General features: G+C 35.8%; 16 protein-coding genes. 1 reads left to right on the plus strand and 15 read right to left on the minus strand.

Annotation, left to right across the window (positions count from 1 at the left end; genetic code table 11):
- Positions 1-110: 110 nt before the first annotated feature.
- Together ACNAN0_RS12485 and ACNAN0_RS12490 are read right to left on the minus strand one after the other, a co-directional pair.
- The gene (locus tag ACNAN0_RS12485; RefSeq protein ID WP_416353466.1) at positions 111-761 is read right to left on the minus strand and encodes a sugar transferase; all 651 of its coding nucleotides are present in this window, start codon (positions 759-761) and stop codon (positions 111-113) included.
- A gap of 339 nt (positions 762-1,100) precedes the next feature.
- Complete coding sequence (locus ACNAN0_RS12490; RefSeq protein ID WP_230913111.1) at positions 1,101-2,939, minus strand: hypothetical protein; 1,839 nt, start codon at positions 2,937-2,939, stop codon at positions 1,101-1,103.
- Positions 2,940-3,211: 272 nt separating this feature from the next.
- On the opposite strand from ACNAN0_RS12490, the gene ACNAN0_RS12495 reads away from it, so the two are divergent.
- The gene (locus tag ACNAN0_RS12495; protein ID WP_230913110.1) at positions 3,212-4,186 is read left to right on the plus strand and encodes a 3'-5' exoribonuclease YhaM family protein; all 975 of its coding nucleotides are present in this window, start codon (positions 3,212-3,214) and stop codon (positions 4,184-4,186) included.
- Between the two features lie 647 nt (positions 4,187-4,833).
- Here the strand turns inward: ACNAN0_RS12495 and ACNAN0_RS12500 are convergent.
- The 13 genes from ACNAN0_RS12500 to ACNAN0_RS12560 form a co-directional block, all read right to left on the minus strand.
- A complete protein-coding gene (locus ACNAN0_RS12500; protein WP_230913109.1) occupies positions 4,834-5,742 on the minus strand; it encodes a glycosyltransferase in 909 nt (302 codons plus the stop codon).
- A 47-nt stretch (positions 5,743-5,789) separates the two neighbouring features.
- The gene (locus tag ACNAN0_RS12505) at positions 5,790-6,923 is read right to left on the minus strand and encodes an EpsG family protein (RefSeq protein WP_230913108.1); all 1,134 of its coding nucleotides are present in this window, start codon (positions 6,921-6,923) and stop codon (positions 5,790-5,792) included.
- Between the two features lie 12 nt (positions 6,924-6,935).
- A complete protein-coding gene (locus ACNAN0_RS12510) occupies positions 6,936-7,919 on the minus strand; it encodes a glycosyltransferase family 2 protein (protein ID WP_416353467.1) in 984 nt (327 codons plus the stop codon).
- Positions 7,909-8,907, minus strand: coding sequence for a capsular polysaccharide synthesis protein (locus ACNAN0_RS12515; protein WP_230913106.1), 999 nt, complete (start codon positions 8,905-8,907; stop codon positions 7,909-7,911). Before ACNAN0_RS12515 ends, ACNAN0_RS12510 begins: the two co-directional genes overlap by 11 nt.
- Positions 8,908-8,910: 3 nt before the next feature.
- Positions 8,911-9,915, minus strand: a complete 1,005-nt coding sequence (locus ACNAN0_RS12520) for a glycosyltransferase family 2 protein (protein ID WP_416353468.1) — start codon at positions 9,913-9,915, stop codon at positions 8,911-8,913.
- A 3-nt stretch (positions 9,916-9,918) separates the two neighbouring features.
- Complete coding sequence (locus ACNAN0_RS12525) at positions 9,919-10,701, minus strand: DUF4422 domain-containing protein (RefSeq protein WP_416353469.1); 783 nt, start codon at positions 10,699-10,701, stop codon at positions 9,919-9,921.
- 90 nt (positions 10,702-10,791) lie between these two features.
- Complete coding sequence (locus ACNAN0_RS12530; RefSeq protein WP_416353471.1) at positions 10,792-11,577, minus strand: tyrosine-protein phosphatase; 786 nt, start codon at positions 11,575-11,577, stop codon at positions 10,792-10,794.
- Positions 11,574-12,302, minus strand: a complete 729-nt coding sequence (locus ACNAN0_RS12535) for a CpsD/CapB family tyrosine-protein kinase (protein ID WP_230913102.1) — start codon at positions 12,300-12,302, stop codon at positions 11,574-11,576. The genes ACNAN0_RS12530 and ACNAN0_RS12535 overlap by 4 nt, the downstream gene beginning before the upstream one ends.
- 14 nt (positions 12,303-12,316) lie before the next feature.
- Positions 12,317-13,081: a YveK family protein gene (locus ACNAN0_RS12540; RefSeq protein WP_230913101.1), complete on the minus strand. Its 765-nt coding sequence runs from the start codon at positions 13,079-13,081 to the stop codon at positions 12,317-12,319.
- A 5-nt stretch (positions 13,082-13,086) separates the two neighbouring features.
- The gene (locus tag ACNAN0_RS12545; RefSeq protein WP_416353472.1) at positions 13,087-13,935 is read right to left on the minus strand and encodes a hypothetical protein; all 849 of its coding nucleotides are present in this window, start codon (positions 13,933-13,935) and stop codon (positions 13,087-13,089) included.
- Positions 13,936-13,948: 13 nt separating this feature from the next.
- A complete protein-coding gene (locus ACNAN0_RS12550) occupies positions 13,949-14,581 on the minus strand; it encodes a class D sortase (protein ID WP_416353473.1) in 633 nt (210 codons plus the stop codon).
- Between the two features lie 20 nt (positions 14,582-14,601).
- Positions 14,602-15,402 carry a collagen-like triple helix repeat-containing protein gene (locus ACNAN0_RS12555; protein WP_230913098.1) on the minus strand — a complete coding sequence of 267 codons (801 nt, stop codon included), beginning with the start codon at positions 15,400-15,402 and terminating at the stop codon, positions 14,602-14,604.
- A gap of 132 nt (positions 15,403-15,534) precedes the next feature.
- Positions 15,535-16,608 carry a phosphomevalonate kinase gene (locus ACNAN0_RS12560; protein WP_230913097.1) on the minus strand — a complete coding sequence of 358 codons (1,074 nt, stop codon included), beginning with the start codon at positions 16,606-16,608 and terminating at the stop codon, positions 15,535-15,537.
- Between the last annotated feature and the right edge of the window lie 434 nt (positions 16,609-17,042).

Here is a 17,042-nt window from a genome sequence, read left to right on the forward strand (position 1 = left end):
TTTCTACGATGCTATAAGTCAATATTTCCCATTGTTTAATAAATTTTAGGTAAAAAAATAAGGTGCCGGTAGACTGACATCCACCAACACCAAAAAGTATAGAACTTCATTTAGTAAGCCCCATCAGAAGACAAGACCGCATAAAATGTTTTAAAAAATATTTTCAAATCAAATGCAAAGCTATAATCATTAATATAAATCAGATCTAATTCCACCATTTGTTTGAAGCTCAATTTGTTTCGCCCAGAAACTTGCCATAAGCCCGTGCATCCCGGTTTAACTTGGAGTCTTTTCATATCTATCAAGCTATAATTCCTTACCTCACGAACTAAAGGCGGTCTTGGCCCAATAAAAGACATATCACCCTTCAACACATTCCATAATTGGGGTAATTCATCCAAGCTATACTCCCTAATGAAATGACCAACGTGGGTTACCCTAGGGTCATGTTTCATTTTAAACATGGCACCGTCAACTTCATTATACTTAATTAATTTCTTAATTTTTTTATCTGCCCCAACAACCATGCTGCGAAACTTATACATATTAAATCGTTGCCGCTTAAAACCAACACGAACCTGTGTATAAATCACTGGACTTTTAGGATCTTCAATTTTTATAAGCACTGCAATAATTAGAAAAACAGGCGATAGGATGGTTAATCCTGTAACTGCAATAGCGATATCAAAAATCCGTTTCCCAATCCTACGATAAAATTGATGCTCCAATTCAGTGTAACTGGTATCTTTGTCAAAATTCACGTCCCTTTGCATCTCAATCCTCCCCAAAGTACTATCAAGTAATTAAAATGTTGCTTTACAAAGTAGTTATTAACCAGTTAACTAGTTCATTTTCTTCCTTAACACCTAAACAAAACTACCTTATTTTAACATTTAAATAAATATTGTGAAACTTAAGCAGCCACTAATGATCCAAAAGTCTTATAATACAGATTATACACAAAAAACAAGCTGAGAGAATCCATATTTTGATAATTTTCTTTTATTTATATCAGCATAAGGTTGGATGCAAGACAGTATTAAAGTACTTTACAATCGATTAATTTACCCACTGAAAGCTGTTAAAAAATCTCACAACAATCATGATTCAAACTTACGGTGCTTCTTATTAAAAAAGTTAACCGTACTGACAAGTCCTAAGAAAGTCCAAGAAGCCACTGAAACAGCCGTACACAGTCGCTCCCAAGAGGAGTCGATATACTTTAAAACAACTTTAGTTCTTTTGTCAGCTGATTTGAACTGGATAGTTCCGCGATTAGAAATATTTTCTTTATTAATTTTTTTGTGGTTAATAAGAACCTGGTCATTATGTATGTAGACCAAGGGTAAATCTATATAAGTTCCAATCTTATTTCCACTCAAAATATATTCAATCTTGTTTGGAGAAACCTTTCTTTCCTTTTCAAATACACTAACATATTTATGATTTATAACTACTTTATTATCCATAATACTAGGACCATATGAAACTGCTGCGTTAGGAAAATAGTCTAAAGTTGAACCATTCCAATAACCAAAAATATTTTCAAAATTTTTATCTGTTAGTCTATACTTTATTGGTAAAATACGTCTACTCTGTTCAAAATTTGACAATTTGGAATAAGGCTTGACTTTACTTTTATTTGCACTTAATTGGTTAAATTCACTTCTTTGCTTCAAAATAGATCGTCCATGCACCATAGTCACACAAACGGGAACAAAAACTAGACAAGTGATTGAAACAAGGGTTAATAGTGGGTACTGCTTTCCCTTATTAATACGTTGTATCAACATCACACCTAGTAGTGATGCATAAGAAGCAACAAAAACTGTTGAAATACCTAATAACCGATATGGAAATTGTAGAAACCCAATTGGCGTACTATTAAATAGCCCCCACGGTACTAATGAAGTTGTCAAAACGACAAGCAAAGCACCCACGATATAAATAAACCGCTCTTTTACGGAAACGTATTTAATAAAAATCCACCCAAAAAGAACAACAAGCATCAATACCGGCCCAATAATTGCCCAATCAGCAGCATCTACTTGTGCAAACTTATTTCCGTAATAAAACGAATAGGTAAATGCCCTTTCTATCGACTCATATGGTCCTTTTATTAGTACAAGGCCCTTAAATGGCATATGTAGATCATTCAAATGTCTTTGTTCAAGCATTGGTCCCCAGAAAATCATACTTAAAGATATATTTAGTAACACGGACCAAAATAAACGCTTAAACCTTTGAAATTTATCTTGAATTTTCCAAAATAGCATAATAAATAACAGAGCCAAAATAACTATTAGAATAGCAAATGTCAATACATGTGTAAATAATACCAATGAAACAGAGATACTAAGTAGCTTCCAATAATGCTTATCTCCCCATAATAATTCATAAAAACTAAAAAATACTAATGGTAACCAAGTTAGACACAATGCTTCTCCTAAGACGAACTGGTCAAACATATCATGAAATCGGTAGGCACTAAATACATATATGACAGAAAATATAATTGCCCGAACTTTGTTACTTGAAAATTTCACCATTGCATAATATGACGTGATGAATGTTAAAACTGTGTACAAATAAATACCTGCATAATAAGCAGACACACCGCCAGGAATTATAAACCTGAGTAATGCAAATGGATAAGTTCCAATCCATGGATAGAAAAAATTAACACTCCCTCCTACCTGCCTAAAAGTAAATGTGCTGATTCTTGGTATAATAACGCCCCTTCTTAAATCTTGATACAATTCCTCAATACGCCCCAAATGAAATGGCAGATCTCCACCATAAGCATTCAGAGCATGCGTTTTTACAAATGGATATAAATATATAAGGGACAAAATACACCAAAAGGATAATAAGAGAAAATAATATATAATCTTGTGTTTATTGATGTTACTTCCAATGCTAGCTAATTTAAAATTCAATTAATGTTTTCCTCCCAATAACTACGTAATAGTCTTTCGAATATTGTTTTTAATTATAAACTTCTGCTTTACCTTTTTCTCTATTTTAATTTGTTCAATAGGTTCTGAATCGTCATTTAATAGCTTTTATTAAGTGTCATTGATATTTAATAATAATTTAATTAAAAGCGTTGTTTTGATATCCCGTTTTTCTAACATTGCACTGCATATAAACGATTGATAAAATTAAGATATACAATCATAAATATAAGCATCTTACGAGGTAAATAATTATGACTTTTTATGACATTCAAAATAATAGCAATACCAATGGTACAGCACTTTTCCAAGAAATCGTCCTCAAAACGAGTAGTAATGGAAAACCCTTTGCCAGCGGTTTTTTAGTGACTAAAGAAAAACGCATTCCCTTTAAAATCTGGGATGCATCAGATACTGCGCTAACTTTCAATAACAAAGTTGTCGACTTCAATGGGAAACGTAGTGACTACAATGATACCGTTCAATTCACCATTGATGAAAATAGCCTTAGTTTAAGTGATAATCAGAATTTAGCAGACTTTCTCCCTAGCTCCTATTGGGATATCACAACTTTAAAAAAAGATATCCGTTATTTTGTAGAAAAAATCACTGATCCGGATTACAACAAAATCGTCAACGATTTGTACAAAGAAGTCGCCCAAGATATTCCTGATCCCCTATTTGATATGCCTGCAGCAATTAAGATGCACCATGCCTTTATTGGTGGACTGTATACCCATGCCATATCAATGTGTTTCGCCGCTGAAGGCATTTTAAAGAATACAATTTATAAAACTGATATTAACGAGAGTCTGCTTTACGCTGGGATCTTGTTACATGACCTTGGCAAAGCTTATGCTTATACTAATAGTACAGATCATGAGGAAAGCAAGGCTGGGAATTTATTAGAGCACATTGCTATTATAGACGGTTTAATCGTCAGCGAAGGCATTCAAACATTTGGCTTAAGTTATGGCGAACTACTTAAAAATGAAAAGTTCCTACTACTTCGGCATCTTGTTTTGTCACATCATGGCCGTTTGGAATGGGGCGCTGCAATTAAACCAGCAACACCAGAAGCTACATTACTACATCAGCTGGATCTAATGGACTCACGTATGGAAATTATGCGTGAGGTTTATGATGACCAAGAAAGCGGAAGCTTTAGTGACAAAGTGTTTGGTTTGGATGGGACTAGGTTGTATAAAAACAGATCTAGTGAAGTGTAAAATAACTCTGCTACTTAAAAGTTAATCCCAGATTATTCACTGTATGTATATAAAAAGCGCTACTCGTTAAACCGCGCCGTTGTTTTTCATTATAGTGCTTCCCCTAAAGGGTGAAACACAGGTTTCCTAAAATGTTACGATTTAAGTGTCCATACCACATCACAAAACAAAGAGGGAAACACTATGAGTAGCTTTCAACGGACGGCCTTAAATTTTAAATCAAAAATTATTCTGAACTCGAGTAGTCAATTCTCATCATTTGGTAATTTCACTAATAAAGCTCGGACGATTCTCAGCACATTAGCAAGACCATGATCCATGATCAATTTAAGTCGGGGACACCCAGGATTAAAATTACTTTTCCGAATTTTAAATAATGTTCAAAACCTATGACTCGATCTTAAAAAATTATCCAGTGAGGGCTTATATAGCTTACCCTAAAATCCCAACCGATATGATTTATTTTAATTTCTATAAATTATGCGTTATTTATTTTGAAAAATAATTTTAATTTATCATTCAAAGCTAAAAAATAGACCAATTTCGGAGAAGTCTCAACTATTTTGTCTACCTCATGCCACCCATGAATAATTCAGGTTATTGCATCTACATAATATTATCTATGAATACCCTGAGATTCAAAGAAATTATTTAATTAATTTGAATGCTTTCTTGAGCATATATATAAAAAGTAAATTATCTTGATTAAGTATTCTTAATATTTTATCAAAAGTAGACGAACTCACTTGACTAATCAATCCCCATAATCTTTCACAGAGAAAATCTGATTTCCACCTTGATGAATGATTTTCTTTAAGTAATAAATTCAACTTCTGAATTATTAATAGCCTTGATTGTCTTTGTTTCGCATTTCGATTGCTTACCGTCATAATTGAGTTTGCTCGCATTCTATGTATTAAGTAATCATGCTCCAAAAATCCGATTAACTGACAGTTAATCAACAATTCGGGTGTAAACAATTCATCCTCATTTAAAATATTAGGCATGAATTGAATATCATTTTCGGTTAGAACTTCTCTTTTAATAAAGAAAAACCAAGGTGGTATTCTAGCTTGTCTAGAAAAAAGTTCGCAAAAACTCTTTGAATCATAGATTTTATTTGCTTTAAATAAAGTATTTTTAAAATATTCTGTTTGATCTCCCACACTTGCTTTAACACTCATATCTTCATAGTACAATTTACAATTAAAGTGAACAACATCAAGGTTATTCGCTTCAGCAAAGTTAAAACAGTCATCTAACATATGATCAATTAATACGTCATCTGAATCAAAAAAGTAAATATATTTTCCCCGTGCAATTTTTAACCCTGTATTTCTTGCAACAGACGGTCCTTCGTTTTGCTGACGTATTAATTGTGCATAGTCAAGATTATGAATTTTCCTCTGAATTATCTGAACAGTCTGGTCTGTACTACCATCGTCAACAAAGATTACTTCTTTATTTTGAAAATTTTGAGCTTTCAAACTATCGATGGCTTCACTAATGTATGAACTTACATTATAGCAAGGTACAATAATTGAAACATCTATCATTTTCCCCTCCAAATATACTAACATTAGATATATAACTATATATTAATCTAGAATTTCATTTTTATCTCTACTAATTCATTAAAGATGGTGTGATATGGTAACGTCGCACCATAGTTATTAATATATATTTGTTGAATAAATATTGCAATATACATTATGATGAACAGAAAACTCATAGATATATAATTTGATTTACTATCAACTTTTCTAAGCAAATTGGGTATTAATACCATTTGAATTGGCATAAACATCCAAATAATTCTTGCAGAGAGAGGTATTTGAGCGGATGTTATACAAACTAGCAGTGCTAAAGCTTCTAAATAGAATGACACGATATCTAAGCGAGATAGTGCTCTTAACTTACTTTGTCTTGACAAGACGATAACCGAAAAAATATAAACAATGGCGTTGCAAATTAAAAATACTGTTGTCAACTTACCCGTATCAAACCCTGAATTAAAATAGCCCACATATAGGTTTAAAGCGCTCAAAGTATAAAAAGTTAGTTTTCGAATCACATAAGCCAATGGTAGTGCACTAACCAATAACAACGATGTTAATTTCGGTTTAAATTTAAGATAGGTAATTAAATAAATTGGCACAAAAATCACTGCCGATTTATGAAAACCACACGCAACTATAACCCAAAATAAATATATAAATAGGCGCCGTTGAACTATATATTTTATGGCATACAAAAACACACAAATTGCTATTGACTGCCGCATCATGTTTAAGGACGTATTATAAAAAGTGATCGTAATAAATATGAACACACCCCATGCAATCGAGGTGGAATTGTCATCAACAAATTTCAGTATAAAAACTAGTAAAATCAAGTGAGTGAATACATAGAGCCATTGATAGTTATGTAGTATAACAACTGAAAAATAAGCAATAACTCGATACAATGGTTCAAATCCAGTGTTATCACCCGATAACATTCTTGGTATCTGATCGTTGATATATGACTGATAGTCTGTTCCAACGTTAAAACGAATGGCAGCCGGGATAAGTAAAATTAAGAATATAATTAATAATAATAATAATTGACCTGCTTTTCTGCTAGTATCCGTGGTTTGTATAATAGAACCATCATTAATATTCATCGTTTCTTTTCTTTGGCTGTCTATGATCATACCTAAAAATGTGGCTGAAATTAACATTATGATATATATCACCTTAACACCTCCTTATGTTCGAAATAATTTATAGTAAACATTATTTACGATTCGAAATGGCAGAAACCCTAACTTTAATAGTATCAGGGACAGTTTATTTGTTTTACTGAAGTAACTGTCTTTCATTAAGATTTTCCCATTTCGAAACAATTTATTCTTTAGTTCGTTGATAATCTCCGAGTATTTTGAAAAGTTATTTAACAATGCAATGTGCCCGAGGCTATTGATATATATTTCTGCTAAACGCCGATTGCCACCTTGAATTAGTCCCGGAAATCTATGACAAACGTCCGCAACCATCTTTTCTTCTCCAACAATTAAATCTAGTCTTTTTTCAGAGAATGGCTGCCGTACAATCGAATCATCTCGTTTTAAATAAATATACTTTGCAGTAAAGCCTACAACAATGGCATTTGCCGCAAGGATCAATTTATGCGTTACATACTCATCTTCAAATTCAACTTGAGCAGGATAACTGTATTTTTTGAACAAAGCTGTTCTTATTAATTTGCTATGTGCTGATATATCTATATTTAAAAGCTCATTTTTAAACATTTTGTCGAAGAATTTTTTTGAACTTAAAATTTCTTCATTCCAATCTCGACTTACATCAATCGTACGTTTCTTATATACGATTCTATCTGGACAGGCACCGATATCATATTTACCATTTTGGGTTAGGCCAACTAGATATTGAACATAGTCTACCGTTACATAATCATCTGCATCAATGAAAGCAATATACTCACCGGAAGCTGTTGCTACCCCAAGATTTCTCGTCTTGGCCCTACCTTCATTTTCTTTTGTAACAACTTTTATCCTTGAATCTTTTTCTTGATATTCTCGAATGATAGCTAACGAGTTATCGTTAGAGCCATCATCAATTAGAAGTATTTCAAGATTAGTGTAAGTTTGGCAAATTATAGACTCCACACACTTCTTTAAGTAAGCTTCCATATTATAAATAATTACTATAACGCTAATTTTAGGATTCATCGTTATCACCAATATACATGAAATGATTATTTAACAAAGTACTGTAAAATGTGACTTCTTTTGTTTGTGCTATGTAGGCCTTTAAATCAAGCTTAAAAATGGTTGTTCCCGTACGTTCAACTCGTTGAAATTTTTCTCTTGAAAAAACATCATTCCCATGGACCATAAAGAAATTATAAAATTCATTATTTGATTTAACACTATTGAGTAGATTTTGAATCGTTGGTTGTGTTTCACAACCTATTTCTATAAAATAATCAATTAAAAAATAATCTATCATCTCTTCATTTTGGTGCCAATAATTAAGAAACGCATGCAATAATAGATAGGCAAGTGGATTGTGAGCTTGTGTTCCCATGAAAAAAGCAGTCCACCTACCATTTGGAATAAAATAACCATTATTATAGCCACTTGTTTTAATAGTAAAGAAAGCTTCATTTTCAATTTTCTTTGGAATGTTAGTCGTAAAAATCGTGCTGTCTGCCCACAAACCACCATAATGGTACAGTAAATATGCACGACATATATCCGAAAAGTGTGTAATTGTTATTTGACCATTATCTAACTTTTCCCAAATATAGCTAGGTAAATCAAATACATAATCATGGACATTTTCTGAAGTAATAATTACAAATCGCCAGTTATTTTTACGACAACATCGAGCTATAGAATCAAAACAAGCTTGAGATAAATCAGGTATGTTATCTGTGCCTTGCCACCACATTGACCAAACAGTGAATCTTTTATCAGAGTTTAAAGGTTCATCAGGAATATAAGTGGGTACATACTCCTTTAAGTTATCTAATATTACCTTATCTCTTTTTTTAAAAATATGCGACTTACTATTTGCAAAGCGATTAGGTACTCGTGATATAAATAAAGATAACATTTGATAAAAAATAATTTTTGTTGGAATACGTCCAATATTGTTAAGATTTCTCGATGCCATTCGACTAATTTTTTTTATTGTGAAAACGACTTTATTCATTTACTAGGCTCTCCTCAAAAAATCAGCTATTCGTTTAGGCCCTAGCCAAATAAAATCTGCCAAATGGTAATATCCTTTTATATACAACATCGATATATAATATTTCAGTTTATTAGAAGTTCCCTTATGCCGGTACATAACCACTCGCCAATTTGGAAACTTTTTCGTAAGATCCGTAATGAAAAATTCTATGATTGTATTTCTTGATTTTCTATCTCTTACTGTTGTAAATCTTCTCAATATAGAATTAACAATATAATGTTCAATATAGAGGTTTTCTACTTCATTTATTTTTTCCTTTAATATCCCTAACTCATCCATTCGTGCGTAGACATGATCACACATAGGTTTAATGTCAAAAAATCTAGTAAAGTCCTTCGTATGAGTTTGAGAGTTTTGATTCTTCGAATGATAATAATATAAATCTTCATCTAGATACGCTACATGTTGTGCTTTTGCCATTACTATTGGGATAGTACCTAAATCTTCATACCAATAATCTTCTAAAAAGCGTTCATTTTCCCATAATCTTTTACGATAAATCTTGTTTACAGAAGATGTTGAAGCTGTATCTAATGTCGTCCCCCATTTTGTAGATCTTGAGCCTTTATCAGTCACATTCACAATGTTGAAAACTACTACGTCCACATCATCCTCAACTATCGCAGCGACGCTTGATTTCACAAAGTCTTCTCGAACATAATCGTCACTATCTACAAAAAGAATGTAATCCCCTTTGGCTTTGTCGAGTCCAATATTTCGAGCATATGCTTGTCCATGATTCTCAGATTCAAGAATAAGTACGAAATTGGATAAATCAGTTACTTCGTTTTTTAAAATTTGGCGCGAATTATCGGTAGATCCATCATCAACTATAATAACTTCATAGTTTGAATAATCTTGATTTTTCAAAGAAGTAATACACTGCTGCAAATAAGACTGTACGTTATAAACTGGTACAATAATAGATACTAACGGCTCTTTCATTAATTTTGTCTTATTTTCCATACTTCAACGCTGCCTAAATTTCCGTAGTAGAAACTTACCGCCTTTTTTCACCCAATTCTGCTGCTCCATGAACATATACTGGCACTCTGTATAATTCTGGTTCGTAGTATAAAGCCAAACATCTAATAAAAGTTCACTAATAAATCCAAAAACGCGTTGCTCATAAGAGGAATAGTTTGAAATATCAACTTGCGCTTCCACCTTTGCTAAAACATCAAAGAGCCAGTAAGAGTAGGCTTCAAACTGCGGCCGCTTCATCACAAACATATTGAACATGTGTGCCGAACGCGCCTGCATTTGCTGATCATAGGCTGCGAGATAACGTGGGTAGTCTTTTTCAATGACCTGCCGTGTTACCGCTAACGGTGTACTATGATGTGCATGCACATAGTGAGACTGGTTGGTCTCAATATAATAGTGTCGTTTATTAGGTACAATGATATCGTGACCATGTAATAATTGATTTAAAGACCCTTGTGTTAAAATACTTTGAAACTTGTTTTGCGTTGCTCCTTTTGCACTTGGATCACGAAAGTAGCGCCGATAATGGACTAATCCAACTGCATCTACGTTATCAAGGTTATGCCAAGCCCAATACTGTGCGGTTAATTCATTATAAAATGGATTTTTCAAAGAGATATTAGTTCCTGTATTATCACCGAGATAGGGTAATGTTACTTGATCACTTTCATGAAGTGCTTTACCCACAAAAATCGGAAGATAAAGTCCTTTATCTTCCGGCATTTGGTATTGTTTGTGGGCGGCTACTAAAATTTTGACATTCACTTTGGACACTCCTAAATTCACCAACTCATTGAAACAATAACGATGTTCTATGACGATGTTGATGTTCAATAATTATGTAGTTACAACCAACTATAATATTGGCTTTTTAAAAAACCAAAATTTCTTTTGCTGTCGAATTCGATAAATATCTGGAGAACTAATATCTTCTCCATTTATAATTTTGACTGCATTTTCTTGATATTTAGCAGCTAATTCCCCATCAAATTGTTTTAATTTTTTAAAAGCTTCAATCATTTTATAATTTCTACCATGTAAATTATGGGCATCTGAAGCGAAAACAAACCCCAAGTTTGCTCTAACAATCTTTTCTGTGAATCGCTGTATTTTTTTACCAAAGACACCCACAAAACTACTTGCTGTTAATTGGGTAAGACACCCCAGAGAAACTAGCTCATACAGTTGATCAGGATTCTCTAAAAGTCCACGATTTCGTTCAGGATGAACGATCACTGGCACAATCTCTCGGGCCAATAATTCATCAACCATTTTTACCGTATAATCTGGCACAGAATCATGCGGTAATTCTAACATCAAATAATGGTGATTTGCGTCAGCAAAAAGAATATCTTCACGGTCAATCGCTGTCAATAAGTCCCCTGTCAAATGAACTTCTTGCCCTGGAAACAATTTTAACGGAACATTAGCTTGATTTAAAGCTTTCTGCAACTTATTTGTCAACTGACGTACATCTTTGGGATGATTCATGTAAATCCCATTCATATGATGCGGCGTCACGAGAACATATTTGATTCCCTGAGAAACAGCAACTCTAGCTAACGCGATTGAATCTGCTAGCGTTTTAGCGCCATCATCAACACCGGGCAAAATATGACAGTGCAGATCCACAAGTATCATTTGTCACTAGTCCCGTAATAGCCCCCATAATAATCACCGTAATAACTATCTCCAGTATCAGCGACCCGATTCATAACGACACCTAAAATTTGGGCGTGCACATTCTCTAAAGCTTCTTTAGCGTGAACCACAGCACTTTTATTTGCTCTACCTTGAGGGATGACAATAATTGTCCCATCGGTCTTGGTGCTTAAAATCTGAGCGTCGGTCACCGAGCCGACTGGTGGGGCATCGAAAATGATAAAGTCAAAGTTCTTCTTTAAGTCCGCGATCACTTGATTCATTTTTTTGGTATTCAGTAACTCTGACGGATTTGGTGGAATAGGTCCTGAGGGCATCACATATAAATTATCTACCTGGGTGCTATGTAATGTTTCCGTATAATCAAAGGGGCCTGAGGACATTAATAATGTGGTTAATCCGTGCATATTGGATACATTAAAAGTACGATGCACTGTTGGCCGCCTTAAATCAGCATCCACTAACAATGTATTTTGGCCTTGATTGGCCCAAGTAACAGCCAAGTTTGCACTGACCGTTGACTTACCCTCTGACATCTCTGCGGAAGTTACCATAATCGCATCAATGTCGCGATCTACCTGTGAAAATTGCACATTGGTGCGAATCGTACGAAATTGTTCAGCAATCGTTGATTTAGGATCATCGATCGTTATTAATTGAACACCAACACTTTGTGCCGGGCTATCTTTATGTTTCTTATTCAAATCTACACCGCCCTTTATTCCTTAACTCGTTTATCCTTGGATCCAGCCTTATGATCAGTAGGTATACTAGCTTCCGGCTTATAGCTTTTAACCGTATCAGGAATTTCAAAGACAATCCCCAAGTTTGGTAATTTCAATGTATCCGTAATAAAGGCGGTATCCTTAACCGTCTTATCAAAATACTCTCGCAGAAAAGCTAATAAAACACCTAAAATCACACCAATAATTAAGCCAACACCGATATTTTCTTTTATTGCTGGCGAAACTGGGTTCGTATTCGGTGTCGCACGAGAAATAATTGTTACATTGTTAACGCGCATAATTTTATTAATTTTATGCCGAAAAACAGTCACTGTTTCATTGGCAATATCAGAGGCCAGATAAGGATTCGCAGAAGTAACATTTACAGAAAACACCTGTGAGTCTCTTTTACTGGACACGTTGATCATAGATCCCAGTTCACCCGCACTACCATGAAAATCATTTTTCTTATGTAAATTAGTAGCTACGTCATTCAAAATAATTGGGTTGGTAATAATATCCTTATAAGTACTGATCATTTGAATATCAGCTTGAGCCTGGTTCAATTGAGCATTGGCGTCATCACTATATTTCCGATTAACAAGCACTTCTGAAGAAGCAATATACTTTGGTGTAATCAAAAAGTGCGTTCCCAATCCTGCAATGAGCCCACCTAACAGGGTAAAAATAACGATTATTTTTATGCGTTTCCTAAGGATGCCTAATATTTGTTCTACATTGATCACTGTGTCTATCATGCTGCCTAAGATACCTCACTTCTATGAATTCTATTTTTTCGTCGTACTTCACTGATCACAATGCAACCCAAACCAAACGCCAAACTGATGAGTCCACTAATGATAAAGATCCAGACAAATGTATGTAAATAAGTGGTCACTAAGCGATACAGCCCTTTAGTACCGATGCCTAAGCGGTCGATCACTTGACTGCCCAATAGCATGTATGGCGCAATGATCAGCATTAGCCCATTGCCCGTCAGACAATAAGATAGATAACGCCACATGCGGTGAGCCAGTTTGACTTGTTTCTTTAACACAGAACCTAACACCAAGCAAAGAAGTAATGTTCCTAATAAACCAAGTAATACATACTGCTTAATGGCTTGAACATTTTTTCCAATTTGAATGAGGTAAGGGACCTGAACACTTTGGGCATATTGATCTACGGATTTATTGACATACTGTTCAACAGCATGTCTTGTTGTTTGATTCAGTGGCAAATGCTTCATACGGGCATAAGCATAAACTTGAGTGCGTAACTGTTTTTTAATATGGGTGGCCTCTAATTTAATACCCGCACCTGCATAAGCACGATCGATGAACGTATTAATGTCCTGTTGAACATTATACTTGCTGGGCACACTTTTGAGAACTTTTTTCGGAATGCCTGAACCAGCACCTAAATTTGAGATGTTTTGATGGGCTTCTGACGTTACAGCTGACACATAACCAGAATGAACTACTTGCTGCTGCATGAATTTAGGACTGAGCAAGGTAAATTGAACGATGATCAGGATGCTAAATGTGAATAAAAAGAACGTCAAGACGAAGGCTAAGATTTCCTCCCCTAGATGTCGTAAGGTTCGCTGCATTTTTTAACGCCGCCTACATTTTAATGATTGGTCCAGATTGCAAAGAACCATAGACCACTAACCGATCTGGCGTCAAACCTACCATATCGATCGGATAACATGTATACAAAATTAGTTTCGGCTGCCGACCACTTAAGTCAAAGGCCTGCGCATCATTGTATTTAGCCACTAACTTTTTAGTAACGCCATAAGTATATACACCATAACTGGTTCGAACCACAATCTGTTGGCCAACTTGCACCTGATTTAGGTTGTGCATCGCCGTGACATTATGTCCAGCAACCAAAGTCGTACCACGTTCGCCGGGAAAGCGACTGCCATTATACATACCCACGCCCTTGGCTAATTGCTGCTCACCATCGCCAAAGTACAGGGGTTGTTCTAGCCCAACCGCTGGAATCGTCAGTTGGCCAAACTGATCCCCATAAGTAGGTAACTTTAGGTGATCCATTTTTAACGTTTGCTGCTGATTTGCTGTGACCAATTTTAAGGACTTCGTGGTTTTTTCAGCACTAAATTTAGGCGGTCGATCCAATGTGATCAGATGCACCGTATTATGTACGAAATCCAAAATTGGTCTAGCCGCTAAGAAGAACACGCCATAACCAATAACTAAAAACAGTAATGGCATATAGAAATAAGCCATTATCCTTTTAGCATGTTGCATTAAGCATCAACTCGCTGATTCTTTCTAATTAACCCGTAACCCAATCCGGCAACAGCCAAAATGGCTAAGAAACTAATTATAGAAATAAGATAGTCATTGCCCGTTTGTTTGACAATAGTGCCCGTGCCGTTACTGCCATTGGGAGATGCTGGTTGGTAGACCACATTACCCGCACGATCAGTTAATGTCGGCATTAAACTACCATCAGTTCCGTTAGTCCCGTTAACACCATTGGCACCAGTTTCTCCGGCAACGCCATTAGTCCCATTCTTACCATTCGTGCCATTACTACCGTTAGTGCCATCAGCACCAGGTGTGCCATTGGCTGCATTACCAGCGGTATCATTTGGAGTATCCGCACCTGTACCCGTAGTATCATTACTACTATTGCCCGCGGTACCTTGGTTGAACATTACGGATAAGCCTAATGCTCGGGCTGCTTTATAGACAATGTTACGGATCTGCGTCTTTTGATCAGCACTCAGTTTTTCAACAGCTTGCGTATAAGTTCTAGCATCGGGTGCTGCACTTTCAACAATGCCACGTACTTCGTTGATCGCATTATTGGCAATGTTAGCTTGATCTTGCGTTACTGTGGTTTTACCACTGTTCACGTAATTTCTAACTTGGTTCAAATCAGAATCATTGACCTTCAACTTACCACCATTCGCACCATTTTCTAAATTCTTGATAATCGACTGGCCCGCGCTATTACTGGCTGCCGATACTTGCCCATTCAGTAACCCAAAACTAATGCAAGCAACTACCGCCAGCACAAAACCCATCATAAATCTCTTCATATTCCATCCTCCCATATTTATAGACTTATAACTAATAATAGCAAAATAAGAAATTTAAATACACCAGATATGAAAAAGAATCCTATTTCAATTTAGAACTAGGATTCTTGAGTCGCATGATTTCTATTTAATTTAACTGATTTGATGCACTTTCAGCTTCAGCGGCTCTACGCCTATTGCCTGCCAAGCATTAATAATCGCCTCATAAGCTTTCTGCGTCTGGTCTACTAGGGCAATACCACAATCGCCCCCACCAGCACCAGATGTTTTAGCCGCGCCCTGATGTGTCTCGGCAATATCACACATCTGTTTCAAAAGCCGAGTTTCAATAGCCACATGACTCATCTTACCTAGTTGCTGTAATATTTGTCGATTCGCTCTAATTTGCTGCTGAATCAAACCAAGGTCATTCGTTTCGAACCCGACAATTAACTGTTCCACACAACGCTTTGAATTTGTAAGAAACTGTTGGTAAAGTTCTGGTTTTGAAGCTGTCGCAACTGTGATTTTATCGACCAACCGTGAAGTAGAGGCTGGCGACCCCGTCCAACCAATTAAGAGCTTTAAATTCGCTGGCGGTGTCAACATTTTAACGGACAGTCCCGGCCAATCCATCTTTAGCAAAGCCGTTAATGTTGCTTCGTTACGCTTGATCCGCAACCAATCTTGATTAAAGGAACGATAAGCGATCCAACCACCATAAACACTGGCAGCGATATCACCCAGCGAGCCATTGCCTTGTACATCCAAATGAGCGATAGCCGCTAATTTATAAATTGCATCTTTGTCTAAATTTAGCTGATAGAACTGGCTGATTGCTTTGATTGTCCCCACTGTAACTGCGGCGGAACTACCCAAACCATATTTTCGACCGTCTTGAGCATCTAATTCAGAATTAATTTTTAAATTAAAAATCTTTAGGGTCTTGCCCATTTCTAAAGCATATTGCTCCGTGATTCGAATGGCTGAAAGAATATAATGAAAAGGATTGTCACGATTATCAAATACCATCTCGTCCCCATCGCGCCGCCACAGTAGGGAGTTCTCTTGATATTGCTTTGATTCGATACTGCCAACTTCGCGGCTTTCTGCGATCGTTACAGTCACAAATTGATCCAACGCAACGATCACTGCGGGATACCCTGGTTCTACCACTGCATATTCACCGGCAATATAAAGTTTGCCTGGCGCTTGGATTGTAATCAAACAAAAACCTTCTTCAAAGAATTAATGACTTAATCAAACACCATCATATTCTATCAATTTTAATGATTACCATGCAACTTTTATTCAAGAGCGCGAGAAAGGGTGGTCAGCGACTGAGCACTAACAAGAATGGCGATAAATGGTGTACTTCCCATTTGAGACATTTGATGTTAGGTGAAGTCGTTAAGTCGTTACCCTTACGAGCGCGTTTAGAGCGTGAGTGAAGTTGTTTAGCTTTGGAGCACTAACCCGAATTGTGCCGATGAAGTGCTAGCTTCAGCAAACAATTAGGGTTAGGTGACAAAGTTAGCTTTACGAGCGCGTTTAGAGCGCGAGTGGGTCCGATTTATTCCGGAGCAGCAACCTAGATTTACGTAATGGGTAAATTTTTCCACACAAAAAGGACCAAAACAAAATGCAGCTTGTTTCAATCC

The sequence above is a fragment of the Agrilactobacillus fermenti genome, assembly GCF_047943045.1.
In the GTDB taxonomy this organism is placed as follows: domain Bacteria; phylum Bacillota; class Bacilli; order Lactobacillales; family Lactobacillaceae; genus Agrilactobacillus; species Agrilactobacillus fermenti.

Coding starts and splice junctions, on each gene's coding strand:
- ACNAN0_RS12495 (WP_230913110.1), top strand. CDS start 3,212: ATGACTTTTTATGACATTCAAAATAATAGCAATACCAATGGTACAGCA.
- ACNAN0_RS12500 (WP_230913109.1), bottom strand. CDS start 5,742: ATGATAGATGTTTCAATTATTGTACCTTGCTATAATGTAAGTTCATAC.
- ACNAN0_RS12510 (WP_416353467.1), bottom strand. CDS start 7,919: ATGAATCCTAAAATTAGCGTTATAGTAATTATTTATAATATGGAAGCT.
- ACNAN0_RS12515 (WP_230913106.1), bottom strand. CDS start 8,907: ATGAATAAAGTCGTTTTCACAATAAAAAAAATTAGTCGAATGGCATCG.
- ACNAN0_RS12520 (WP_416353468.1), bottom strand. CDS start 9,915: ATGGAAAATAAGACAAAATTAATGAAAGAGCCGTTAGTATCTATTATT.
- ACNAN0_RS12530 (WP_416353471.1), bottom strand. CDS start 11,577: ATGATACTTGTGGATCTGCACTGTCATATTTTGCCCGGTGTTGATGAT.
- ACNAN0_RS12540 (WP_230913101.1), bottom strand. CDS start 13,081: ATGATAGACACAGTGATCAATGTAGAACAAATATTAGGCATCCTTAGG.
- ACNAN0_RS12545 (WP_416353472.1), bottom strand. CDS start 13,935: ATGCAGCGAACCTTACGACATCTAGGGGAGGAAATCTTAGCCTTCGTC.
- ACNAN0_RS12550 (WP_416353473.1), bottom strand. CDS start 14,581: ATGGCTTATTTCTATATGCCATTACTGTTTTTAGTTATTGGTTATGGC.
- ACNAN0_RS12555 (WP_230913098.1), bottom strand. CDS start 15,402: ATGAAGAGATTTATGATGGGTTTTGTGCTGGCGGTAGTTGCTTGCATT.